The 24,036-nt window shown below is 70.6% G+C and carries 22 protein-coding genes and 1 pseudogene; 7 read left to right on the top strand and 16 right to left on the bottom strand.

From position 1 onward, the window contains the following. Nucleotides 1-31 precede the first annotated feature (31 nt). Nucleotides 32-1,573 (bottom strand): bifunctional phosphatase PAP2/diacylglycerol kinase family protein, encoded by a 1,542-nt coding sequence (locus tag ATM97_RS07100; protein WP_255587327.1) that lies wholly within the window; start codon nt 1,571-1,573, stop codon nt 32-34. 164 nt (nt 1,574-1,737) lie between these two features. On the opposite strand from ATM97_RS07100, the gene gcvT reads away from it, so the two are divergent. Together gcvT and ATM97_RS07090 are read left to right on the top strand one after the other, a co-directional pair. Beyond that, nucleotides 1,738-2,838 (top strand): glycine cleavage system aminomethyltransferase GcvT, encoded by a 1,101-nt coding sequence (gcvT, locus tag ATM97_RS07095; RefSeq protein WP_218717141.1) that lies wholly within the window; start codon nt 1,738-1,740, stop codon nt 2,836-2,838. Between the two features lie 26 nt (nt 2,839-2,864). After that, the gene (locus ATM97_RS07090; protein ID WP_218717140.1) at nt 2,865-3,962 is read left to right on the top strand and encodes a branched-chain amino acid aminotransferase; all 1,098 of its coding nucleotides are present in this window, start codon (nt 2,865-2,867) and stop codon (nt 3,960-3,962) included. A 173-nt stretch (nt 3,963-4,135) separates the two neighbouring features. Here ATM97_RS07090 and ATM97_RS07085 read toward each other — a convergent pair whose 3' ends face one another. The 6 genes from ATM97_RS07085 to ATM97_RS07060 all read right to left on the bottom strand — a co-directional run bounded on the left by ATM97_RS07085 (nt 4,136) and on the right by ATM97_RS07060 (nt 9,704). Further along, nucleotides 4,136-4,849: an MBL fold metallo-hydrolase gene (locus tag ATM97_RS07085; protein WP_218717139.1), complete on the bottom strand. Its 714-nt coding sequence runs from the start codon at nt 4,847-4,849 to the stop codon at nt 4,136-4,138. Between the two features lie 132 nt (nt 4,850-4,981). Continuing rightward, nucleotides 4,982-5,731 (bottom strand): adenosylcobinamide-GDP ribazoletransferase, encoded by a 750-nt coding sequence (locus ATM97_RS07080; RefSeq protein ID WP_218717138.1) that lies wholly within the window; start codon nt 5,729-5,731, stop codon nt 4,982-4,984. Between the two features lie 169 nt (nt 5,732-5,900). Continuing rightward, nucleotides 5,901-7,013, bottom strand: coding sequence for a nicotinate-nucleotide--dimethylbenzimidazole phosphoribosyltransferase (gene cobT / locus ATM97_RS07075; protein ID WP_218717137.1), 1,113 nt, complete (start codon nt 7,011-7,013; stop codon nt 5,901-5,903). A 39-nt stretch (nt 7,014-7,052) separates the two neighbouring features. After that, complete coding sequence (locus tag ATM97_RS07070; RefSeq protein ID WP_218717136.1) at nt 7,053-7,586, bottom strand: bifunctional adenosylcobinamide kinase/adenosylcobinamide-phosphate guanylyltransferase; 534 nt, start codon at nt 7,584-7,586, stop codon at nt 7,053-7,055. A gap of 16 nt (nt 7,587-7,602) precedes the next feature. Beyond that, nucleotides 7,603-8,583 carry an alpha/beta hydrolase family protein gene (locus ATM97_RS07065; protein ID WP_308248396.1) on the bottom strand — a complete coding sequence of 327 codons (981 nt, stop codon included), beginning with the start codon at nt 8,581-8,583 and terminating at the stop codon, nt 7,603-7,605. A 140-nt stretch (nt 8,584-8,723) separates the two neighbouring features. Then, entirely contained in the window at nt 8,724-9,704 is a 981-nt protein-coding gene (locus ATM97_RS07060; RefSeq protein WP_218717135.1) for a helix-turn-helix domain-containing protein, read from the bottom strand. An 86-nt stretch (nt 9,705-9,790) separates the two neighbouring features. On the opposite strand from ATM97_RS07060, the gene ATM97_RS07055 reads away from it, so the two are divergent. Further along, nucleotides 9,791-9,958 carry a hypothetical protein gene (locus tag ATM97_RS07055; RefSeq protein ID WP_218717134.1) on the top strand — a complete coding sequence of 56 codons (168 nt, stop codon included), beginning with the start codon at nt 9,791-9,793 and terminating at the stop codon, nt 9,956-9,958. Between the two features lie 52 nt (nt 9,959-10,010). On the opposite strand, the gene ATM97_RS07050 is transcribed toward ATM97_RS07055, so the two are convergent. Next, a complete protein-coding gene (locus ATM97_RS07050; RefSeq protein ID WP_218717133.1) occupies nt 10,011-10,670 on the bottom strand; it encodes a DUF3043 domain-containing protein in 660 nt (219 codons plus the stop codon). Between the two features lie 258 nt (nt 10,671-10,928). Between ATM97_RS07050 and erpA the strand changes: the two genes are divergently transcribed. After that, the gene (gene erpA / locus ATM97_RS07045; RefSeq protein ID WP_067496006.1) at nt 10,929-11,285 is read left to right on the top strand and encodes an iron-sulfur cluster insertion protein ErpA; all 357 of its coding nucleotides are present in this window, start codon (nt 10,929-10,931) and stop codon (nt 11,283-11,285) included. Between the two features lie 231 nt (nt 11,286-11,516). Continuing rightward, entirely contained in the window at nt 11,517-12,506 is a 990-nt protein-coding gene (locus ATM97_RS07040; protein WP_255587322.1) for a carbohydrate kinase family protein, read from the top strand. A gap of 60 nt (nt 12,507-12,566) precedes the next feature. Here ATM97_RS07040 and asnB read toward each other — a convergent pair whose 3' ends face one another. Continuing rightward, nucleotides 12,567-14,537 (bottom strand): asparagine synthase (glutamine-hydrolyzing), encoded by a 1,971-nt coding sequence (gene asnB, locus ATM97_RS07035; RefSeq protein WP_218717131.1) that lies wholly within the window; start codon nt 14,535-14,537, stop codon nt 12,567-12,569. Nucleotides 14,538-14,890: 353 nt separating this feature from the next. Between asnB and ATM97_RS07030 the strand changes: the two genes are divergently transcribed. Together ATM97_RS07030 and ATM97_RS07025 are read left to right on the top strand one after the other, a co-directional pair. Continuing rightward, nucleotides 14,891-16,012: a cytochrome c oxidase subunit II gene (locus ATM97_RS07030; protein ID WP_218717130.1), complete on the top strand. Its 1,122-nt coding sequence runs from the start codon at nt 14,891-14,893 to the stop codon at nt 16,010-16,012. Between the two features lie 10 nt (nt 16,013-16,022). After that, entirely contained in the window at nt 16,023-16,439 is a 417-nt protein-coding gene (locus ATM97_RS07025; RefSeq protein ID WP_218717129.1) for a cytochrome c oxidase subunit 4, read from the top strand. 76 nt (nt 16,440-16,515) lie between these two features. Here ATM97_RS07025 and ATM97_RS07020 read toward each other — a convergent pair whose 3' ends face one another. The 7 genes and pseudogenes from ATM97_RS07020 to ATM97_RS06990 all read right to left on the bottom strand — a co-directional run. Beyond that, nucleotides 16,516-17,787 (bottom strand): FAD-binding oxidoreductase, encoded by a 1,272-nt coding sequence (locus tag ATM97_RS07020; RefSeq protein ID WP_218717128.1) that lies wholly within the window; start codon nt 17,785-17,787, stop codon nt 16,516-16,518. A gap of 51 nt (nt 17,788-17,838) precedes the next feature. Beyond that, on the bottom strand, nt 17,839-19,395 hold the full coding sequence (locus tag ATM97_RS07015; RefSeq protein WP_218717127.1) for an alkaline phosphatase: 1,557 nt from the start codon (nt 19,393-19,395) through the stop codon (nt 17,839-17,841). 113 nt (nt 19,396-19,508) lie between these two features. Continuing rightward, a complete protein-coding gene (locus tag ATM97_RS07010; RefSeq protein ID WP_255587321.1) occupies nt 19,509-20,888 on the bottom strand; it encodes an AarF/ABC1/UbiB kinase family protein in 1,380 nt (459 codons plus the stop codon). Nucleotides 20,889-20,994: 106 nt separating this feature from the next. After that, on the bottom strand, nt 20,995-21,768 hold the full coding sequence (locus ATM97_RS07005) for a sporulation protein (RefSeq protein WP_218717125.1): 774 nt from the start codon (nt 21,766-21,768) through the stop codon (nt 20,995-20,997). A gap of 80 nt (nt 21,769-21,848) precedes the next feature. Then, nucleotides 21,849-22,577 carry a 1-acyl-sn-glycerol-3-phosphate acyltransferase gene (locus tag ATM97_RS07000; RefSeq protein WP_218717124.1) on the bottom strand — a complete coding sequence of 243 codons (729 nt, stop codon included), beginning with the start codon at nt 22,575-22,577 and terminating at the stop codon, nt 21,849-21,851. Nucleotides 22,578-22,693: 116 nt separating this feature from the next. Continuing rightward, nucleotides 22,694-23,689, bottom strand: coding sequence for an ROK family protein (locus ATM97_RS06995; RefSeq protein WP_218717123.1), 996 nt, complete (start codon nt 23,687-23,689; stop codon nt 22,694-22,696). Continuing rightward, a pseudogene (locus tag ATM97_RS06990) lies at nt 23,686-24,036 on the bottom strand (hypothetical protein); the annotation flags it as partial. The gene ATM97_RS06995 and the pseudogene ATM97_RS06990, both read right to left, overlap by 4 nt.

Here is a 24,036-nt window from a genome sequence, read left to right as displayed (position 1 = left end):
GTGATCGAGGTGAGACGGGTTCGTGAGGAAATCAGCGACGGCGGTCGGTGAGCCAGGCCAGCGGACGGCGATGGTGCGGTCGCGCCCGGTTCTCCCAGCGCGGGTTGTCCTCGTTGCGCCGGTAGACCGGGATGCGGCCCGCGATGGTGAAGCGCAGATCGCGTGCGGTACCGACGACTTCGCCGTCGGCGGCCACCGACACGGGGACGTGCACGGCCACCGACAGCTCGTGCATCTGGCGCTCGCCGTAGACCCGGCTGTGCCCGATGGCGGCCAGCATCAGCGCGATGACGGCACGGGTGCGGGAGAACCGGACGTCGGCGCGCAGCCAGCGGACATCGAGCAGGCCTTCGTCCAGCCGGGACCGGAACGCCGGGACCGCGCCGTGCGGATGGTACGGACCGTTGCCGATGAACAGGAACCACAGATCGTGCCAGCGGTCGTCGATCCGGACGCGGGTCGGTTCGGCCCGGCGCAGCATGACGATCAGCGCCGCCGCGAACGCGGGCCACTTACCCCAGCGGTCCTCCCACTTCTCGCGCAGCCGGACCAGTTCGGGGTAGGCGCCGATGCTGGCGGTATTGATCAGGTAGTGGGTGCGCGGCCCCTCGGGGGTGTCGAACTCGACGGCGGCGATGTCGACTTCGACGGCCTCGCCCGCGCCGGTCGCGTCCACGACCTCGCGCAGGTCGTAGACGCCGAGGTCGCGCGCGAAGTGATTGAGGGTGCCCGCCGGGACGACGACCAGCGGCAGATCATTGCGCACCGCGACGGCCGCCGCCGCGGCGATGGTGCCGTCACCCCCGGCCGCGCCGACCGCGACGATCGAGGAGTCGACGGCCTCCTGCAACAGTTCGACGGCGTCGCGTCCGGGCTCGGTGTGCAGCAGGGTGGCCGCGGGCAGCGCCTCGGCGATGTCGGCGGTGGGATCGTAGGCGGAGTCGCCGGAGCGCGGATTGATCAGCAGCAGTAGACCTTTGCCGTCGACCAGGGCGGGCGCGTCGCGCACCACGTGCGCGTCCGCCTCGTCGGATTCGCGGATCGGCCACCAGCGGCGGGTGGCCAGCGCGACACCGGTGCCGACGGCGGCACCGACGAGAACGTCGGACGGCCAGTGCGCGCCGGTGTGGATGCGCGAATAGGCGACAGCGGCGGCCACCGGGGCGACGGCGAGTGCGGTCCGCGGGCTCTCCAGGGCGACGGCGGTGGCGAAGGCCGCGGCGTTGGCGCTGTGCCCCGACGGGAACGACGACGACACCGGCGCGTCGATCAGGCGCCTGCCGTGCGGCATGAGTTCGGCCGGGGGACGTCGGCGCGGGATCAGTGACTTGAGCACCAGATTCACCGTGAAGCTCGACCCCGCCAGCGCGATCACCCCGCGCAGGGCGGCCCGGCGCGGTTGGCCGGGCTTGACCGCCAGCACCGCCGCCGCGGCCAGCCACAGACCACCGGTGTTGGCGGACTTGGTCAGGCGCAGCATGCCCCGGTCCACCGACGACTCCGGGATCCTGGACACGGTCTGGCTCAGCACCCGGTCCATCCGGGAGACGGTGCGGAACCTGCGGCCGGACATCTCACTCACGGCCACGACCTTACCGCCGTTGCCCGGCATCGGCTTTCGCGCGCGGGCGACCCGGACCCCGATGACGGCGGCCGGCACCGACGCCGACGTCGGGGCTCGGACCCCCCTGCTCGGAGGTTCGCGTGGTGCCGGGAGGGACCGATAAGCTCTCGGCCATGACCGACAACGCGCTGCTCGAGGGCCCCATCCACGCTGTTCACGTCGAACTCGGAGCCACCTTCGCGCCGTTCGGCGGGTGGGAGATGCCCGTGCAGTACGGCGGCACCGTCGGCGAGCACACCGCCGTGCGCACCACCGTGGGACTCTTCGACGTGAGTCACCTGGGCAAGGCCACGGTCGCCGGCCCCGGCGCGGCGGCGTTCGTGAACTCGGCGCTGACCAACGATCTGGCCCGGATCCGTCCCGGCAAGGCCCAGTACACGCTGTGCTGTGCCGCCGACGGCGGCGTGATCGACGATCTGATCGCCTACTACGTCAGCGACGACGAGGTGTTCCTGGTGCCCAACGCCGCCAACACCGCGGCCGTCGTCGCCGAGCTGCGCACGGCGGCGCCCGAGGGCGTCACCGTGACCGACGAGCACCGCGACTACGCGGTCTTCGCGGTGCAGGGCCCCCGGTCGACCGAGGTGCTGGCCGCGCTCGGCCTGCCCACCGACATGGAATACATGGCCTACGCCGACGCCGAATGGGACGGCCGCCCGGTGCGGGTGTGCCGGACCGGCTACACCGGCGAACACGGCTACGAGCTGCTGCCCCGCTGGGCCGACGCCGAGGCGGTCTTCCGGGCGCTCACCGCGCAGGTCCTCGCCGCGGGCGGCCAGCCGGCCGGGCTGGGCGCGCGCGACACCCTGCGCACCGAGATGGGCTACCCGCTGCACGGCCACGAGCTGTCCCTCGACATCACCCCGAACCAGGCCCGCACCGGCTGGGCCGTCGGCTGGAAGAAGCCGCAGTTCTGGGGCAAGGCGGCACTCGAGCAGGAGAAGGCCGACGGCCCGCGCCGCACCCTGATGGGTTTGAAGGCGCTCGATCGCGGCGTGCTGCGGCAGGGGCAGACCGTGCTGCGCGACGGCGAACCGGTCGGCGAGACCACCTCGGGGACGTTCTCGCCGTCGTTGAAGGTCGGCATCGCGCTGGCCCTGCTCGACACCACCGCGAAGCTGGAACCGGGCGATGAGGTGGAGGTCGACGTGCGTGGGCGCAGGCTGCGCTGCGAGGTGGTCAAGCCGCCGTTCGTCGACACCAAAACGAAGTAATTCCGCGCAATGGATAGGATCGCATCATGACAGTCGCTGCACAGTTCACTCGTATTCCGCATCCGGCGCCCGTTTCGGCGCAGCAGCGGGAAGAGGTACTGGCGGCCCCCGGTTTCGGGCGGTTCTTCACCGATCACATGGTGTCGATCGACTACGCCGACGGCGCGTGGGGCAACGCGCGGGTCGAGCCGTACGGCCCGCTGTCGATGGACCCGGCGACCATGGTGTTCCACTACGGGCAGGCGATCTTCGAAGGGCTCAAGGCCTACCGGCAGCCCGACGGCAGCATCGCCACCTTCCGGATCGACGCCAACGCCGCGCGCTTCCGCCGCTCGGCCGCCCGGATGGCGATGGCCGAGCTGCCGGAGGAGCTGTTCGTCGAATCCGTGCGTCAGCTGCTCGACGTGGACGCCGACTGGGTGCCCGCCGCAGGCGGCGAGGACTCGCTGTACCTGCGTCCGTTCATGTTCTCCACCGAGGCGGGCCTGGGCGTCAAGCCCGCGGCGGCTTACAAGTACCTGCTGCTGGCCTCGCCGGCCGGCGCGTACTTCCCGCGCGGGGTGAAGCCGGTGCGGGTGTGGCTGTCCACCGAGTATGTGCGCGCGGCCCCCGGCGGCACCGGCGAGGCGAAGGTGGCAGGCAACTACGCCGCCTCGCTGCTGGCCCAGGCCCAAGCCACCGAAAAGGGCTGTGACCAGGTCGTGTGGCTGGATGCCTGCGAGCGCCGCTACGTCGAGGAGATGGGCACCAACAACCTGTTCTTCGTCTACGGCACCGGTTCCGAGGCCCGGCTGGTGACCCCGGAGCTGTCCGGCTCGCTGCTGCCCGGCATCACCCGAGACTCGCTGCTCACCCTGGCCGCCGACTCCGGCTACCCGGTCGAGGAGCGCAAGGTCTCGGTCGAGGAATGGCGCAAGGGTGCCGAATCCGGCGAGATCAGCGAGGTTTTCGCGTGCGGCACCGCCGCGGTGATCACCCCGGTCGGCTGGGTGCGCTCGGCCGACGGCGAGTTCAGCATCGGCGGCGGTGAGCCCGGCGAGGTGACGATGGCGCTGCGCGACACGCTGACCGGCATCCAGCGCGGCACCTTCGCCGACACCCACGGGTGGATGCGCACGGTGTGATCGGAGCGCCGGCGCGCTCGAGTCGCGGCCACTTCTGTCCCGTCGGTCAGGCACCGTTGCTCGCTCCTGTGTCGCCTACGCAACGGCAACCCGACCGACGGGACGGCCGCGACGGCCGACTGCGTCGGCCTGCCCCTCCTCGAGGTCGGGGCGTGATGGCCGAGTTCGTCTGCCTAGCCCGGCATCAGGGCCTGCCACTGCTGCAAGGTCTGCGGGCGAAGGACGTAGTTGTTGTCGCGGATGGCCGACAGTTCGGCGCTGGGCTGTTCGGAGTACCAGTGGCCGGGGTAGACGACCGGGTTGCCGTCGAGGGCGGCCAGGTGGCGCAGGCTGCGGAACATCTCGTCGGAGTCGCCGCCGGGGAAGTCGGTGCGGCCGCAGCCGTCGACGAACAGGGTGTCGCCGGAGATCAGGCGGCCGTCGAACAGGAAACACTGGCTGCCCGGGGTGTGGCCGGGGGTGTGCAGTAACTCGATCTCGAGCGCGCCGACCTTCACCTTGTCGCCGTTGTCGTGGCCGGTCAGTTCGCTCGGCGCGATTCCGGTGGTCTGGGCGACCCAGTCCAGTTCCTGCTTGTTCACGTGCACCGCGACGCTGGTCTTCTCCAGCAGCTCACGCACGCCGCCGAGGGTGAAGCCGAGCATGGTGCCGCCGACGTGGTCGGGATGGTGGTGGGTGGCGAGCACGCCGGTGACGGTCATCCCGTCGGCGGTCGCGACGTCGACCAGGTCCGATGCCTTGTAGGCGGGATCGACGACGACGGTTTCGCCGGTCTCCCGGTCGCCGATCAGATACGCGAAATTGCGCATCTGCGTGGCGATCGGATCGCCGACGGCGTAATCCCGGCCGGACAGTAGCTGGCGGAAGTAGAGGCGCTCGGAAGACATGTCAACACTGTATTGCCACCGGTGTGCTGGGGGAGCACCCGAGTACCGATGAGCGGACTGTCTGTGCGACCACACAACCGCCGCCGTCCCGAGCTTGTGACCAATGCAGGTTTCACATCGCTGGGCGGTGGACTAACCCGCGAGCGAGAACCCAACGGCCGCAAGTGAAACAGTGATCTCGACGACGGCGCCGAGCACGTCGCCGGAGAGCCCGTCGAAGCGGCGGACGCAATGCCGGGTCAGCGTGATCGTCAGCGCGAGCACCGCGACGGTCACCACGGGGCCGAGCCAGAGGTTGGCTGGCACCGCGAATACCGCCGCCACCACGGCCGCCATCGGCCAGATCAGGACGGGGCCGAGCGGCTGGGTGCCCGCCACCAGCGTGCCGAACCCGGAGTCGGGGGCCGCGCGGATGCCGCGACGGCAGGCGAGCACCACGGCGACCCGGCCCAGGGCCACGGCCAGCACGATCGCGACCCACCGCTGCTCGCCGGCCAGCGCGGCGAAGGCGACGGCCTGGATCGCGATGGCGAAGATCAGCGCCGCCACCCCGAACGGTCCCGCGCCGCCGGACTTCATGATCTGCCTGGCCCGCTCGGGCGGACCGTAGCTGCCCAGGCCGTCGACGGTGTCGGCCAGACCGTCCAGGTGCATGCCCCGGGTGAGCAGCGCGAGCAGCCCGACGGTGAGCAGTCCGGCCAGCAGTGTGGTGAGCCCTGCGGCCACCGACAGCCGCATCGCCGCGGCGGCCGCCCCGCCGAGCAGCAGCCCGACCAGCGGCGCGAGCGCGATGGCCTGGCCCGCTGCCCGCCGGTCGACGGTATCGGGGCCGCGCACCGGCAGGACGGTGAGCCAGGAAACGGCCAGCCGCACGCTGTTCACGACGCGCTCCGCGACCGCGGCGAACGGGTGATCGTCATGGGTCCGCGGTGGTGGCGGGCCCGGCCACCTCGCGCGACGCCACGAATCGCGGATCGGCACCGGGCGCGCTGGCACGACCTGGCGTGCACAGGGAACGACCTGCGGCTGACGGTGCCCGTCGCGACCGTGCTCACTTGCTCAGGTCGACGGCGTCCAGTTCGTCGGCGGTGCTGACGCCCGCGTCGGCGAAGGTCGACATCTCCGCGAGGGTGGCGACGGCGGCGCGCAGGATCGGCAGCGCGGTGAGCGCGCCCGAGCCCTCGCCCAGTCGCATGCCCAGGTCGACCAGTGGTTCCCGGCGCAGATGCTTGAGGGCCAGGTCGTGCGCCGGTTCGGTGGAGCGATGGCCCGGCAGCCACCATTCCTTGGCGCCCGCGGCGAGGTCCTCGGCGACCAGGGCGGCGGCGGTGACGACGACACCGTCGAGCACGACCGGGGTCCGGCGGTTCGCGGCCTGGGCCAGGAATCCGGCCATGGCGGCGAAGTCGGCGCCCGCGGCGACCCGCAGCAGGTCGACCGGATCGGTGGCGACGGGCCGGGCCCGTCGCATGGCGTCGCGGATGGCGGCGACCTTGCGGATCCAGCCCGCGTCGTCGACGCCGGTGCCGCGGCCGACGGCGGCGACCGGCTCGGTGCCGGTCAGCGTCGCGATGAGAACGGTGGCGGGGGTGGTGTTGCCGATGCCCATGTCTCCGGCGATCAACAGGTCGGCGCCCGCGTCGATCTCCTCGTCGGCGATCGCGCGGCCCGCGGCCAGTGCGGCGGCGACCTCGTCGGCGGTGAGCGCGTCCTCCCGGTCGATCGCGCCGCTGCCGCGGCGCACCTTGTGCTGGGCGACCGCGGGATCGGTGTCACCGTCGACGGCGATATCGGCCACCCGAACCGTCGCCCCCGCGACCGCGGCGAGCGCGTTGACGGCCGCCCCGCCCGCCAGGAAGTTCGCCACCATCTGCCCGGTGACCTCGCTCGGGTAGGCCGAGACGCCGTGCCGGGCGACCCCGTGATCGCCGGCGAACACCACGACCCTGGCGCGCTCGAACTGCCGGGGCGGGCACACGCCCTGGCAGGCCGCGATCCAGTTGCCGAGGGTCTCGAGCCGTCCCAGCGATCCGGCCGGTTTCGTGAGCTGCGTCTGGCGCTGCTCGGCCGCCGCGCGGACCTGCGCGTCCGGGGCCGCGACCGGTCCGAATCCGTGTGTCACTTGCAAGCCTTTCGACAGGGGTGCCGGGTGTTCGACGCTCATCTTGCCCGGATGACGGTGCGTCGCGCCGACCGACCCGGCTCATTTCAGCCGGACCGGCAGCCCGGCCACGATCAGGAACGCCTCGTCGCACACCCGGGCCAGGTGCTGGTTGAGCGCGCCGATCTCGTCGCGGAACAACCGCCCGGAGCGGGTCGCCGGGATGACACCCAGCCCGACCTCGGGCGAGACGATCACCAGCCGCTGCCGGTAGGACTCGACGGCCGCGACGAGCGCGTCGCAGTCGGGGGCGACGGTGCCGCGCGGGGCGTCCCAGGCGGCGCGGGCGTCGAGGCGGGCGGTGAGCCAGGTGCCGATGTCGTCGAGCAGGGTCGCGGGCGCCGCGGTGGTGAGAACCGTTGCGGGCTCGGTGTTCTCGACGGTCGTCCAGTGCGCGGGCCGCCGGTCGCGGTGCCCGGCGATCCGGGCGGCGAAATCCTCGTCGGCCGGATCCAGCACGGCCGTGGCGAGATAGCGCACGGTGGTCGCCTCGGCCAGCAGGTTCTCGGCGAACGCGGACTTGCCGGAGCGGGCGCCGCCGAGGACGAGGGTGCGGGTCGGGGCGCTGGCTGGCATGCCAGCACGGTAGCAATCAGCCGACGCCGAGTGCGTCGAGGATCATCGGCCGGGCGGTGGTGATCGACTGCTGCCAGTACGGCCAGGTGTGGGTGCCGGTGCCGAAATCGACCCGTGCGGGAATGCCGAGGGCCGCGGTCCGGTCGCGGAAGATACTGGCCGCGATCACCGCGAACGCCTCGATGCCCGCCGCGTTGACGGTGTCGCCGACGCCGTTGGGCAGATCCAGCGGGCCGGGGACGCCGTTGCCGGTGGTGACGTAGATCGGCAGCCCGCGCAGCCGTTCGGCCTGGACGGTCGCGTCGTTGCGGCTCCAGGCGGGATCGCCCGCGGCGCCCCACATGTCGTCGATATTGAACCCGCCCTCGTCGAGCATGGCCGCGCGCATGGCCTGATTCCACGGCGGGTAGGCCGGGTTGAGGAAGCCGGAGAACGATCCGGCGAACCGGAACTGGTCACGATGATGGGCGGCCAGGGTCAGCGCGGCATTGCCACCCATGGAGACGCCGACGATCGCGTTGTCGGTGCGCGAGACGCCGTATCCGGCCAAGAAGTCCGGCAGTTCGCGGGTGAGGAAGGTCTCCCACCGGTAGGTCGTGGCCTGCCGATTGGTGCTGCTCGGGCGGTACCAGTCGGTGTAGAAGCTCGAGTGCCCGCCGACCGGGAACACCAAGGTGACGTCGTCACCGGCGAATCGGCGCAGCACGTCGGTGTCGGTGGTCCACTGGCTGTGATCGGACGGCGCGCGCAGCCCGTCGAGCAGATACAGCGCCGAGCTGCCACCGCGCGCGGCCCACTGCACCTGCACCCGCACCGGCCCCATGCTCGACGGGACCAGCAGCTCCTCGAAACCGCCTGCGGGCGCGCGCGTTACCGGTGCGGCGAGCGGTCCGGCGGTGGCCGTCGACAAGCCGATCGACGACAGGACCACGGCCGTCGTGACGACCGAGAGCGCTCTTGTCAGCGTCCGAAGATTTCCCCACCCAGCATGAAGCACCAGACCAGCCTGTCGATGAGCGCGCGGGACAGTCAAGGCGATGCTGAGGGTCTACAGGCCGACCGGGTGGAGAACTGTGCTGTTCACCAAGGGATCGGCGGCGCGAGACCGGATCGCGCCACACGGCGCGCGCTCGCCCCCTACGAGGAGGCGGGCTCGCGGGTGGGGCCGCCGAAGCGGCGGCGGTATTCGGTGGGGGCGATGCCGACCTGGCGCTGGAAGTGGTGGCGCAGCAGTGCGCCGGAGCCGAAGCCGGACTGGTCGGCGATGCGTTCGAGCGGCATGTCGGTGGCCTCGAGCAGGTGCTTGGCGAACAGGACGCGCTGGGTGGTGAGCCACTTGACCGGGGTGGTGCCGGTCTCGGCGGCGAAGCGGCGGGCGAAGGTGCGGGTGGACATGCTGGATCGGGCGGCCAGCTCGTCGACGGTATGCGGGTGCGCCAGGTTCTCGGTGAGCCAGGTCAGCGTGGTCGACAGGCCCTCGGAGCGGCATTCGGGCACCGGCTGCTCGATGAATTGGCGCTGGCCGCCGTCGCGCTGGGGCGGCACGACCATCCGGCGGGCGATGCCGTTGGCCGCGGCGGTGCCGATCTCGCGGCGCACCAGGTGCAGGCAGGCGTCGATGCCCGCCGCGGTGCCCGCGCTGGTGATCAGGTTGCCCTCGTCGACGAACAGCACGTCCGGGTCGACGGTCGCGTCGGGGAACTGGGCGGCCAGGATGTCGACGTAGCGCCAGTGCGTGGTGCATTTGCGCCCGTCCAGCAGCCCGGCCGCGCCGGCCAGGAAGGCGCCGGAACACACGGTCAGCACGATCGCGCCCGCGTCCGAGGCCGCCCGGACCCCCTCGACGACCCGCTCGTCGTAGCTGTGGCCGACGGTGAAGGGGAAGGCCGGGATGGCGACGAGGTCGGCGTGCACCAGCTCGTCGAGGCCGTATTCGGGCGTCACCGAGACGCCCGGCGTGGTGGAGCGCAGCGGCTTGCCGGGGGTGGCCCCGCAGACCTTGAAGTCGAAGCCGGGCAGACCGTCGGCGGTGCGGTCGAGGCCGAAAACCTCACAGACGACGCCGAATTCGAACATGGCGAGTTTGTCGTTGAGGACGACCGAGACCTTGGACAGCATCACCCCATGCTATCTGGCCGAATTTTTACGCACAATGACAGTACAGCCACTTTCGGCCGAAAACTGACGAGCGCAAAATTTCTGCCATGGTTACTTTTTCGATCGTCTTCGCCACCATCATCGGACTCGCCGTCCTCATCGGGCGCGGGACCGCCGGCTCGACCGGCGTCGTCGACCGCGACGCCCAGCGCATCGACGCCGAACTGGCCGCCATCGCCGGCTATGCCACCGACATCCGCCCCGGGCATCACTGAACGCGCGAATGCCGCCCCACCCGCGGGTGGAACGGCATTCGTGAGGGCGAACTCAGACGGCGTCGCCGGGGCCGACCCGCGGCTTGGGGGCGCGCATCTTGCGGATCTGCGAGGCGCGCACGAAGGCGTACCAGCCCAGCTTGAAGCCGGTGTCGGTGGTGTCGGGGTAGCGCTCGATCACCCGGTTGTTCACGATCTTGCCGAGCACGAAGCCCTCGATGATCATGAACACCATCATGACCAGCATCGCCAGCGTCACGATGGTCTGCAGCCCGGGGGCGACGAACATCGACAGGATCAGCACCAGCGCCATCGGCATGAACAGGCCGACCAGGTTGCGGCGGGCGTCGACCAGATCGCGCACATAGGCGCGTACCGGGCCCTGATCGCGGGGCAGCAGGTACTTGTCCTCGCCGGCCAGCATCCGGGCGCGGCGGTCCTGCACGGCGGCGCGGCGGTCGGCCGCGGCGGCCTTGCGGTCTTCCTTGGAGCCCTTCGCGGCCTTGCGGCGGGCGCGGGCTTCCTTGGCGGTCATCGGGGCGGGCGCCACCGGGCCGCGCCTTTTGCCTTCGGCCTCACGCCTTTTCGGGGTCGGGCGACCCTTGCCCGGGGTGGTGGAGGCGGGTGCGGTGGCGGTCTGTTCGACATCCGGCACCGAGGGGTCGACGGACTCGTCGATGGTGCTGGACTCGTCGCGACGGAACAATTTCACGTTCACCAGGCTATTCGATAGTGCCGAGCATCGGGAAATGCGGTCCGCCGAGCGGTGCGCCCGGTCTCATCGGCGCCCGGAGTGCGAGCTGGGTCACGCCGACGCGACGCGTACTGTGGGGTGAACCACCCAGGTCGAATCCACGCTGCGTGGCGGGGGTGGCAAAATAGGAATAGCAGCCGCCGCGATGGTGTTGAAATCAGTCGTGCGCTGTGCACCTGAGGTCCGTTACGCGGGCCGGCCGACTTAGGAGTGTCCATGACTGTGCAGAACGAGACCGCCACCGAGACCCACGGTGCGACGCTGACCGACGCTGCCGCCGCCAAGGCGAAGGCGCTGCTCGACCAGGAAGGTCGCGACGACCTCGCCCTGCGCATCGCCGTCCAGCCGGGTGGCTGTGCCGGCCTGCGCTACCAGCTCTTCTTCGACGACCGCGTCCTCGACGGTGACATCGTCGTCGAGTTCTCCGGCGTGAAGCTCGCCGTCGACCGCATGAGCGCCCCCTACATCCAGGGCGCCTCGATCGACTTCGTCGACACCATCGAGAAGCAGGGCTTCACGATCGACAACCCGAACGCCACCGGCTCCTGCGCCTGCGGCGACAGTTTCAACTAGCGGCTGGCGCCGCGGGTTTTCGGCAGCGTCGATTGGCGGCTGGCGCCGCGGGTTTTCGGCCTCGTAACCCCGCGACCGAGGGGCGATACTCCGGCTTCGCCGTGACGTATCGCCCCTCGGTCGCGGGGCGGCCGAAAACCGTAGCGCGGAGGTGAACCCCAGGGGGTGTGGCGCTTGCTACCGTTGAAGTCCGGGATCTGGTGATCTCGGGCTTTTCTGTTCCCGCGCCTAATGTCGAAGGGGCCTCGCCTCGTGTCTGTTGCTGTGTCCGCATCCATCGCCACCGACCACCTCATGCGTTTTCCCGGCAAGTTCGCCGACGTGCTGCTCGCCGATCAGCTCGACCATGTGTCCCTGAGTTTCCTCGTCGACGACCTGCAGATCCGCCGGGGCGGCGTGGCGGGCAACATCGCCTACGCGATGGGTCTGCTCAAGCAGCGGCCCGTGCTGGTCGGCGCGGTGGGCGCCGACTTCGCCGAGTACCGCCAGTGGCTCGAGTCCAACGGTGTCGACTGCTCGGCGGTGCACGTGTCGAGCACGGCGCACACCGCGCGGTTCGTCTGCACGACCGACGAGGCGATGGCGCAGATCGCCTCGTTCTACCCGGGCGCGATGAGCGAGGCGCGCGATATCGATGTCGCCGCCATCGCCGACGCGCACGATGTCGACCTGGTGCTGGTCGGCGCGAACGACCCCGAGGCGATGGTCGCGCACACCCGCCAGGCCAAGGCCCAGCGCATCGCCTTCGCCGCCGACCCGTCCCAGCAGCTGGCCCGCCTCGACGGTGAGCAGGCCGCCGAGCTGGTCGACGGCGCGGCCTACCTGTTCACCAACAAGTACGAGTGGGGCCTGCTGCTGCAGAAGACCGGCCTGACCGAGGAGCAGATCGCCGCCAAGGTCGGCATCCGGGTGACCACCCTGGGTTCGGAGGGCGTGCTCGTCGTCGACGCCGACGGCACCGAGGTGCGTGTCGGCGTGGTGCCCGAGGTGTCCAAGGTCGACCCGACCGGTGTCGGCGACGGCTTCCGCGCCGGCTTCCTCACCGCTCACCGCGCCGGCCTGAGCCTGGAGCGCGCCGCCCAGCTCGGCTCCCTGATCGCCGTGCTGGTCCTGGAGACCACCGGCACCCAGGAATGGACCCTCAACCGGGACGAGGCCGTCGAACGCCTTACCAAGGCCTACGGCGCCGACGCCGCCGACGAGCTGTCGGTCCTGCTGTAACCGAAAACCGAACGCCCCCTCGATCTGTCGATCGAGGGGGCGTTCGCGCGTCGCGGGGGACTACAGCGAGACCGGGTAGACCGTTTCCTGGATCTCCGGCTTGATCCGGTCCTCGACGAAGATGCCGTGCCAGACCATGAACACGAGCAGGGTCCACAGGCGGCGGCTGTGGTCGGACACCCCGGCCTTGTGGTCGCGCAGCATCTGCAGCACCGCGGCCTTGTCGATCAGGTGGTCGGTCTGGGACTCGGCGATCTGGGTCTGGGCCCAGTCGTAGAGCTCGGTGCCGCGCAGCCAGTGCCGCAGCGGGACCGGGAAGCCGAGCTTGGCGCGGTGCAGGACGTGGTCGGGCACGATCCCGTCCAAGGCCTGACGCAGCGCGTACTTCGAGGTCTCCTTGGTGATCTTCTGGTCGTAGGGCAGCCCCTGGGCGACGCGCATCACCTCGTTGTCCAGGAACGGCACCCGCAGCTCCAGCGAGTTGGCCATGGTCATCTTGTCGGCCTTGACCAGGATGTCGCCGCGCAGCCAGGTGAACAGGTCCAGGTGCTGCATCCGGGCCACCGGGTCCCAGCCCGCGGACTGGGCGTAGATCGGCGCGGTGACGTCCTGGTGGGTCCACTCGGGCCGGAACTCACGCAGCACCGAGCGCAGCTGCGCGTCGTTGAAGCTGCGGGCGTTGCCGTAGTAGCGGTCCTCGAGGGTGAGCGACCCGCGCTGCAGCAGCGACTTGCCGCGCCTGCCGTCGGGCATCTTGTCGCCGAGCTTGCCGACGAGCTTGCGCAGCCCGGCGGGCAGGTACTCGAACGGCTTGAGCGACAACGGCTCCCGGTAGATGGTGTAGCCGCCGAACAGCTCGTCGGCGCCCTCGCCGGAGAGCACCACCTTGACGTGCTTGCGGGCCTCCTTGGCCACGAAGTACAGCGGCACCAGGGCCGGGTCGGCGACCGGGTCGTCGAGGTACCAGACGATCTCGGGGATCGCGGCGGCGAACTCGGCGGGGGAGACCACCTTGACGATGTGGCGCGCGCCGATCAGCTCGGCGCTCTCGGCGGCCACGTCGACCTCGGAGTAGCCCTCGCGCTCGAAGCCGGTGGTGAAGGTGATCAGCTTCGGGTTGTGCCGCATGGCCAGCGCCGCGATGGCGGTGGAGTCGATGCCGCCGGACAGGAACGACCCGACGGTGACATCGGCGCGCATGTGCTTGGCGACGGAGTCCTCGAGCGCCGCGGCGATCTCGGCGTAGCGGGCCCGCTCGGCGCCCTCGGCGAACGGGCGGACCCGGAAGTCGGGGCGGAAGTAGCGGGTGGTCGTCGGCGCCTGCCCGACCTTCACGGTGGCGTAGGTGCCGGATTCGAGGCGGCGGATGTTGCGGTGCAGCGACTCGGGCTCGGGCACGTACTGCAGCACCGTGTAGTGCTCGAGCGCGCGCGGATCCAGTTCGTCGGAGAGCCCGAGCGGGCCGAGCAGTTCCAGGACGCTCTTCTTCTCGCTGGCGAAGGCGGTGCCGCCGGGGCCGGTCGCGTAGAACAGCGGCTTGATGCCGAACGGGTCGCGCGCCAGGAACAACTCCTGGGTCTCGGTGTCCCAGATCGCGAAGGCGAACATGCCGCGCAGCTTGCGCACGGCCTCGGGGCCCCAGAAGTGGAAGGCGGCCACGATGGACTCGCCGTCACCGTCGGTGGCGAAGATCTTGCCGTCGGGGAACTCGGCGCCGTGCTCGGCGGCCAGCTGCTCGCGCAGTTCCAGGTAGTTGTAGATCTCGCCGTTGAACGTCATCGCGTAGCGCTGCGGGTTGTCCGCGGGGCCCCAGCGCAGCGGCTGGTGCGAGTGCTCGATATCGATGATGGAGAGCCGGTTGAAGCCGAAGATCATGTGATCGTCGAGGGGTCCCCGCTCCGAGGCGACGCCGTGCCAGGTTCCCTTTTCATCGGGGCCGCGGTGCCGCTGGCAGTGCAGCGCGTCGTACACCTGATCGACCACCTCGGTCGTCGCCGGATCAGCTGTCAGGAATCCGAGCAGTCCGCACACGGTGTCGGCAACCTTCTCTCGTTCGATGATGGGGTGGCCGCTCCTCGGGCCGAAACGCTGTGTCCGAGTATGCCGCACACCCGGGCGACGCGCCGCGCCCAACCCGTCGCCGCGGTGCCCGCGACCCGCGGCGGACGGCAAACCGCAGGTCGCCGCCTCCGGTGCGGTCACAGCGGAGTGTCGAACACGACCCCGCGACAAGACAGCGCCCGCTTTGGTCTACGCTGCGTAGTACTCAGGTCCTTCTCAGGTGTGCAGGCGTCACAGCGGCAATACTCGAGGGCGGCCTGAAACGTGCTTGAAAGCGGTGTCGGAACGGGCGGATCGCGGCCCGGACGACGCAATGTGTCGGAATGTGTAGCGACCAGGAAGGCGTGAGCGTGGCGCACAAGGCGAGCGAAGAGATCGGGGCACGACCCGTTCGGGGTCGGCAGGGCCGCATCCTTCGACGGGCCGGGCTGGCGGTGTCCTTGGGGATCACTGCCGTCCTCGTCTCGGGCTGCTCGATCGACAATGTATGGCTGCGGTTCGGCTGGCCCTCGGGCATCACGCCGCAGGCCACCCGGATGCGGGAGCTGTGGACCTGGTCCGTGCTGGCCGCGCTCGCCATGGGCGTGCTGGTCTGGGGTCTGACCTTCTGGACCGTCATCATGCACCGCAAGCGCAAGGACTCCCCGGAGTTCCCGCGCCAGACGGGCTACAACGTGTCGCTGGAGCTGACCTACACGGCGATCCCGTTCGTGATCATCGCGGTGCTGTTCTACTTCACCGTGGTCGTGCAGAACTACGTGCACGAGAAGACGGACAACCCGGATGTCACCGTCGACGTGACCGCCTTCCAGTGGAACTGGAAGTTCGGCTACCGCAACGTCAACAACGTCGGTGGGCTGACCTGGAACGGCATCGACTCCGAGCGTGAGCTGGCGAACGAAGAGCAGCTGGCGCAGTACGAGGAGCGCAAGAACGAAGAGGGGCACCCGCAGCCGGGTCCGTTGCACGGCAAGCCGGCCAACGACATCCTCTCGTACCTGCACTACGACAAGGTCGAGACCATCGGCTCCAGCACCGAGATCCCGGTCCTGGTGCTGCCGACCGGCAAGCGCATCGAGTTCCAGCTCGCCGCCGCCGACGTGATCCACGCCTTCTGGGTGCCGGAGTTCATGTTCAAGCGCGACGTGATGCCGAACCCGAAGGAAAACCAGTCCGACAACGTCTTCCAGATCTCCGAGATCGAGAAGGAAGGCGCGTTCGTCGGCCGCTGCGCCGAGATGTGCGGCACCTACCACTCGATGATGAACTTCGAGGTCCGCGCGGTCTCGCCGGAGAAGTACGCCAAGTACATGCAGGCGCGCATCGACGGCAAGACCAACGGTGAGGCGCTCGAGTCGATCGGCGAGTCGCCGGTGGCCACCTCCACGTACCCCTTCAACACCAAGCGTGACATCAAGAGCGCTTCGGTGAACGAGAGCAAGTGAGGATTCTGATATGAGGATCGAAGCACGGATCTTCGAACTGCTCACGGCGTTCTTCATCCTGGTGGGCATCGTCTACGGCTTCTTCACCGCTCAGTCGCGCACCGGCATCGAATGGGCCGGTACCACCGCGATCGTGCTGACCGCGGGCCTGTCGCTGATCATCGGCACCTACTTCCGGTTCGTCGCGCGCCGCATCGACCTGCGGCCCGAGGACTACGAGGAGGCCGAGATCGTCGACGGCGCCGGTGACCTGGGCTTCTTCTCGCCCGGCAGCTTCTGGCCCATCACCCTGGCCGCCGCCGGTTCGGTGACCGCGCTGGGTCTGGCGTTCTTCCAGATGTGGCTGATCGCCCTGGGCGTGGTGTGCGTGCTGGGTGCCGCCGCCGGCCTGGTGTTCGAGTACTACCTCGGCGCCGAGAAGCACTGAGCGACAGCTACACAGACACAAGGGAAGGGCCCCACCGGATTCCGGTGGGGCCCTTCCCTTGTCTGGGCGGATGGGGCTAGACGCTGTAGCGCAGCGCCTGCTCCGAGCGGCAGATGTCGTCGATGCCGGAGACGATCTCGCGCAGCTGCTCCGACGGCAGCGCGGAGGGGCGCAGGCGGCAGGTGAAGGTGATCAGGCCGTAGTCGGCAGGGGACAGGCCGCGGGCGGCCGCCTCGGCGCGCAGGTACGCCGAGCGCACGCCGTAGGTCATCGCGGAGATGACGGTGAAGCAGCCGGTGCGTTCCCGGTGGTTGGAGAACAGGTCGTGCAGGCCGTAGAACACCGAGCCGTAGTTGGCCAGCGGGGCGAACACGCCGACCCGGTAGGCCGGGCCGCGCTCGGAGGAGCTGATCACGGTATCGGCCAGGTACTCCGCGTCGCGCATGGTGAGCACCTTCGGCGCGAACATCAGCGCGCCCGCCGCCGCGTTGCGGACCGGCATGCCCGCGCGCCCGCCCGCCGCGGAGGCGATGGCGCCCAGTGACTTGCGGGTGCGGGTGCCGACCTCGCGCCGCGCCCGCAGGCCGCGGGTGGGGGCGGTGGGGTACAGGCTCGACCACTGGCCGAAGCGGACGGCGCCGAGGGTCACCTGGCCGGTGCCGACCGGGCGGGCCACCTTCAGCGGGGCGGTGTCGACCCAGCGGCCGACCTGCAGCGCCGCGCTGCCCGGATTGGTGATCTCGGTGGTGGCGTGCTCGACGAAGGAATCGAAGTCGAGGAACCGGTCGGCGTCGGTGGTGAGCCAGGTGTGGTCCTTGTCCACCTCGACGACGTCGAGGGTCAGCGCGGTGATGATGCCCGCCCGGCCGCCCGCGCCGAGGATGCGATGGAACCGCTCGGTGTGGTGGCCGCGCCCGCAGGTGCCGATCCGGCCGTCGGGGTCGACGTACTCCAGGTCGACGATCTGATCGATGAACATGCCGTAGCGGTGCGAGGCGGTACTGACGCCACCGACGGAGGCGAAGCCGCCCGCGGTGATGTCGCGATGGTCGCCGACCACCGGCAGCCCGAGACCGTGCGCGCCGAGGCGGCGGTCGATCTCGGAGAGCTTGGCGCCCGCCTGCACCCGGACCGTCCGCCTGCCCAGGTTGATGTCGAGCACCGAGTTCATCTTGCGCAGCGAGAGCACCGCGCGCTGATCGGCCAGCCCATAGGACTCTTCGGTCTGCTCGCCGCCGCGAACCGTCAACCGTTCCGAACGATCGCGCGAATCACGTACAGTGCGAACGACATCCGCGGTGTCCCGGGGGAGATATTCTTCGGAGATGACGGAGTGCGGCGTGCCCATGACCGCATAGCTAACCACAGCTCGGCGATTCTTGCGCACGGTACCTCGGACCTACTTCCGCGTAGGCGCGAGTTGCTTCGTGAACAGGACTTTCCCGGTCGCGTCGCACAGGTTCACGGTCAGCTCGCCGGAGCGTCCGTCGATGCGGACCTCGCCGAAATGCTGGTACTGCGCGTCCAGCGGCGAGGTGTTCGGCGCGGGCGGCGCGTGCACGAACACCGCCTCCGGTCCGAAGGTGGGATCGAGCTCGTTCGGCCCGAACGCCCCGGCGTTGAGGGGACCGGAGACGAACTCCCAGAACTCGTCGAAATCGGGGAAGGCGGCGCGGGCGGGCGAATAGTGGTGCGCCGCCGTGTAGTGCACGTCGGCGGTGAGCCAGACGACGTCGGCGACCTTGTTCGCCTTGATCGCCGAGAGCACCTGGGCGATCTCGGTCTCGCGGCCGCTCGGCGCGCCGCCGGCGGCGTTGGCCGGGCCCTCGAAGGCGGTCTTGCCGTCGGGGACGATCAGGCCCAGCGGCAGATCGGCGGCGACGATCTTCCAGGTGGCCTTCGAATCGCGCAGGCCGGCGATGAGCCATTCGGTCTGGGCGGCGCCCAAGACGGTGCCGCGCGGTGCGGTGTTGGCGCCGTTGGCGTCCTTGTAGGCGCGCATGTCCAGCACGAAGACCTCCAGCAGCGGACCGTAGGAGATCTTGCGGTACAGGCGGCCGTCGACGGCTTCCGCGGGCTCCAACGGCATCCACTCGTGGAAGGCCTGCCAGGAGCGCGCGGCCAGGGTGTCCATGCTGCGCTCGGTGTAGCCCTTGTCGGCGGCCACGGTGCCGCCGGGGTACCAGTTGTTGGTGGTCTCGTGGTCGTCCCACTGCACCACCTGCGCGACGGCGGCGTTGAAGCGGCGGTAGTTGTCGTCGGTGAGGTTGTAGGCGTAGTTGCCACGGAACTGGTCGAGGGTCTCGGCGGGCGCGTTCTTGGCCTCGGCGGTGATGTTCTTCCAGACCCGGCCGTCGGGCAGCGTCACCGATTCCTTCAGCGCGTTGTCGGCGTAGATGCAGTCGCCGGAATGCAGGAACAGATGCGGGTCGCGGGCGGCCATGGCGGAGAAGACCTGCATGCCGCCCAGGTCGGGATTGATGCCGAAGCCCTGGCCCGCCACGTCACCGGACCACAGCAGGCTGATGTCGGCGGGTGCGGTCGGAGCCGTGCGGAAGACGCCCGTGAGGGTTTCCGAGCTCGCGCCGTCCTCGCCCTCCAGACGCACCCGGTAGTGCACGAGCTTACCGGCGGGCAGGCCGTTGACGCGCACCCGGCCGGTGCCGTCGGTGGCCGGGGTGAGCAGCGGACCGGTGAAACGCTTGACGTCGCCGAACTTCTCGGTCGCCGCGGTCTCCACGACCAGGGTCGCGGGCCGGTCCGAGCGCGCCCAGATGAGCGCGCCGTCGCTGCGCGGGTCGCCGACGGCGATGCCGTGGGTCAGTGTGGGCCTGGCCCGCACCAGGCCGGGGCCGTCACCGTCAGCGCACGCGGCCAGCGCGGGCGTGGTCACCAGACCGAGGGCGGTGGCGCGCAACAGGGTGCGCCGGGACATCGCGAAATCCGATCGAGCCATGGGCCTCACGGTGCATCGCCGGACGGAACACCGGGACGCGCGCGCGGCAACGCCACATGAACGGTGTCGTACGGATGGCTAACGGTCTCCGCCGCGCTAAGCCGCCCGCTGACCTACAAGCCCGCGGCGGCGGCGGTCTCCGGGTACCAGCGGGTGCACTCGGCGCGCAGCGGGACCTCGGTCTGGAGCTGGCACAGGACGGCGACACCGCCGAGGAAGGATCGCAGGATGGGGGTGTGGCCGGGCGGCATCGTCAACTGGCGCAACACGTTCGACAGGCGCAGGTCGGTGGCGAGGCGGACCTGGGTGCGCAACCAGTCGGCGGAGAGCGGGTAGGTGGGGGCCAGCAAGGCCTCGCGCACCGGGCGCAGGCGGGCGGCCACGGTGGCGATGTCGAGGTCACGGCCCGGGGCGACGAAACCGTGGCGGCGGATGGCGGCCTCGAGATCGGCGGGGGAGTCGGCGATCACCGCGGCGCCGACGTCGCCGGCGACATCGAGGAAGGCGGCGGGCCACGGCGTGCACGCGCCGAAGTCGACCACGCCCAAGCGGCCGTCGGGCATCCGCAGGAAATTGCCGGGGTGCGGGTCGCCGTAGACCAGACCGGCGCGGGCGGGCGCGGAGAACAGGAAACGCAGGATCAGCACGCCGAGCCGGTCGAGCTCGGCCGCCTCGCCCCGGACGATCAACCGTGACAGCGGGACACCGTCGAGCCATTCGGTGACCAGGACGTCGCCGCGCTGGGCGATCACCCGGCTCACCACCACATCGGGATCGTCGGCGAAGGCGGCCGCGAACACCCGCTGGTTGGCCGCCTCGCGGGCGTAGTCGAGTTCGGCGTTGATCTCCTCGCACAGCGCCTCGATCACCGGGCGGGTGTCCGCGCCGGGCAGCAGCGCCGTGAACAGCGGTGTGGCGCCGCGCAGGGCCTGCAGATCGGCCAGGACCGCCCGACGCGCACCGGGGTACATGACCTTGACCGCGACCGGGGTGCCGTCGTGCCAGCGGGCGCGATGGACCTGGCCGACCGAGGCCGCCGCGGCGGCGCGGTCGTCGAATTCCAGGAACAGCGAACGCCAGTCGGGGCCGAGCTGCGTCGCGAGTTCGCTGTGCACGGCGGCGGGCAGCATGGCGGGCGCCGAGTCGTGCAGCCGCGCCAGCGCCTGCCGGAACGGCTCGGCCAGATCGGGAGCCAGGCCCAGTTCGAGCAGGCCGAGCAGCTGACCCAGCTTGGCCACGCAGCCCTTGAGCTCGCCGAGCACCTGGAACAGATGCTCGGCGGTGCGGGCTCGGATGTCGCGGTCGACGTCCGCGGGCACCCGCCCGATCGCCTTCTTGCCGAACCCGGCGATGCGGCGGCCGGCGTAGGCGACCGGGACCGCCGCCAGCCGGGCGCCGCGCACGACCTTGCCGGTGGGGGGATGGCCGATCCGCGAATCCGTAGCGGAGCGGGCGAACGGCATCACCCTGCCCTCGGGATCGCGCCCGACCATGTCCACCTCACTGCCCCGCCGGAATGAGTCGACGCCTGCCCGGCGTCGTGTTCTGTGCAGGTTATCAACCGGGGTGGGCGGCGCGTAGCGGGTCGGCGCGGGTAGCTCAGCCGAGCGCGCCGAGCCCGTGCAGGACGCGGTGGATCTCGGCGGTCCAGTCCCGGTGGGCCAGGTGCGCGTAGTCGACCCAGAAGGTGCCGATGCCGTCGCGGTCCTCGCGGAACCAGGCGCCCTCGATGTCGGCTTCCAGGACGACGCTCATGCCGTGCTCGGCGGCGACGAAGGTGAGTTCGAGCTGGTTCACCCGCGGGAAGTGCGGCGAGCGACCGAATTCGATCTCCTGATAGAACGGCAGCAGCTGCGGCGTGCCCGCGATGGCGCCCGCCTCCACATCGGTGCCGCGCAACCCGAAACCCATGCGCCGCACGGCATCCAGCACGACGTGCTGGGCGGGCAGCGCCCCGATGCCGAGCGGGTCGGTATCGGTGGCGTCCACGGCGCCGTGGATGTCGACCACGGTGCGCAGTGCGACGCCGGCGCCCGGCAGGTGGTGACCGTCGAAGAAGGTGATCGGTGTCTCGAAGGGAACCGGTGCGGCGAACCGTAATTCGGCGACCGTGCCCGCGATCAGGGTGAACGGACCGGCCACCCCGGCCCGGCCGAAGCCATGATCGGTGACATGCTCCTCGCCGTCGGCGTACTCACGCTCGACGCGGGTGACGAACTCGACGGCCACGTGCCCGATCGACTGGTCGACGCGGCCGCCGCGCAGCCGGATCACACCCTCGACGAGCCCGCCGGGTTGTGCACCCGGGGTGAACAATTCGGTTTCCACCTCGGCGCCGCCGACACCGGCCGCGGCCAGCAATTGCTTGAACATGCGAGCAGTCTGGCCGACGGCGCTTACGATCCGCTTACCGTCGGCCGGTGCTGTGGGTCAGCTCATCGTGCCGCGGGCACTCAGCCGGCGGCGGTGTCCGGGATGCGGGTGGCCTCGAGCTGACGGTCGGTGGGGGCGACACCCTTCTTGAGGCTGTGCGCGTAGACGTCGACGTATTCCTGGCCGGTCAGGCGCATCAGCTCGTACATCACCTCGTCGGTGACGGCGCGCTCGACGAAGCGGTTGCCGCTCATCCCTTCGTAGCGCGAGAAGTCCAGCGGGGCACCGAACTTGAGGGTGACCCGGTGCCTGCGCCACTTGAACGGTCCGGGCGGGCTCACCTTGTCGGTGCCGATGACGGCGACCGGGATGACCGGGACGCCGGTCTCCAGCGCCAGCCGCGCCATGCCGGTCTTGCCCTTGTACAGGCGACCGTCCGGGGAGCGGGTGCCCTCCGGGTACAGGCCGACGAGCATGCCCTTGTCGAGCAGCTTGCGGGCCGCGTTGAGGGCGTCCTCGGCGGCGGAGGCGCCGCTGCGGTCGATCGGGTACTGGCCGGTGCCGCTGAAGAAGAACTTCTGCAGCCGACCCTTGAGACCGGGGGTGGTGAAGTACTCGGCCTTGGCGAGGTAGCTGATCCGGCGCGGGCTCAGCAGCGGGGCGAACAGCCAGTCCGCGAACGAGAGGTGGTTGCCCGCCATGATCGCCGGTCCGTCGGTGGGCACGTTCTCGACACCCTCGACCACGGGCCGGTTGTATAGATGCATGAACGGTCCCGGGAAGACGAACTTGAGCAGCCAGTAGAACATGGCGTCCTTTCTTCGGACCGGGATCGTGGTGTGCGGCCTCGTCGGAAAACGACTTTACCGCTGGTCGCAGGTCACAACCAACCCAGGACGGTAGCCGCAGTGCATGGTTGTGACCCTCATCTCCCGGTGCGACCCGCCAGCGGCGTGTCGACCGCCGCCCTGGCCAATTCGGCCGCGCCGATCATGCCCGCCGCCTCCCCGAGCTGGGTGGTGCGCAGCCGGGCCAGCGGGCGGTGCCCGGCGCCGGTGACCGCGCTCGCGTAGTGCTCGCGCGCCTCGTCGAGGAACAGCGGCGCCGAACTGCTCACGCCGCCGGCGATCACGACCAGATCGGGATCGAAGAGGTCGCTGACGAAGGCCAGGCCGAGGCCGAGCCAGCGCGCGAAGTCGGCCATCACCCGGACCGCGAGCGGGTCGCCGTCCTGGGCGGCGCCCGCCACCCGGCGGCCGGTCAGCGAGCCGGGATCGCGGATGACATCCTTGGCGAGCACCGAGCGCACCGGATCGGTGGCCAGCAGTTCGATCGCGGTGTCGGCCAGCGCGGTGCCACTGCAGTAGCGCTCCCAGCAGCCGCGTTTGCCGCAGGCGCAGGCGCGCCCCTCCGGCACCACCTGCAGGTGCCCGAGTTCGGGGGCGATGCCGTGGCTGCCGCGATAGAGCTTCCCGTCGATGAGCAGGGCGGCGCCGATGCCGGTGCCGATCGCGACCAGGACCACGGTGTGCCCGCCCGCGGCCGCCCCGAAGCGGTACTCGGCCCAGCCCGCGGCGTTCGCGTCGTGCTCCAGGATCACCGGCAGCCCGAGTCGCGCGGTCAGCCGCTGCGCGACCGGGGCGTCCTGCCAGGGCAGGTGCGGCGCGAACCGGACGGTCGAGCGGTCCTCGGAGATGAAGCCGGCCACGGCCAGGCCGACCGCGGCGATCGGATGCCTGCGCCCCAGCTCGCGGACCGAGCGGTCGATCGCGTCCTCGAGCGCGCGCGCCGCGTGCGGTGTCGGGGACTGCACGGAATCGAGCAGTTCGCCCTCGGCGTCGACGACCGAGGCGCGGATGTTCGTGCCACCGACGTCGACGCCGACGGTGAGCAGGTGCTGACGGTCGATCCCCTGGGTCATCCCCGGATCGTCACCGGAATGTCGACATAACGCGAGCGCGGCGCGCGGGCGGTCCGCGATCGATCGTCGCGGGGACGCTCGGCGGTGTCGGCCCGGGGCGGCGCCGGGGTCGCGAAAACGCCGGTGCCGGAGTCGCTCGGGACCTGGGGTCCTGCGGCGGTGTGAGTCGATGCGCCCTGCTGTCGGGGCGCGGCGTACTCGTCGACCCGGCGCGGCCGGGGAGTGCCGTCGGGGCGGGCCGAACCCCAGCGCAGGCGGGACCGGGCCGCGGTGTCGGAGGGGGCGGTGGCGTGCTGGTCGTCCGGGGACGGGTCCGCGGGCGCGGGGGGCCCCGCGTCGCTGTCCTT

It is taken from the genome of Nocardia sp. MH4 (assembly GCF_019266065.1).
In the GTDB taxonomy this organism is placed as follows: Bacteria; Actinomycetota; Actinomycetes; order Mycobacteriales; family Mycobacteriaceae; genus Nocardia; species Nocardia canadensis.
This window is presented reverse-complemented; position numbering and strand designations above follow the sequence as displayed.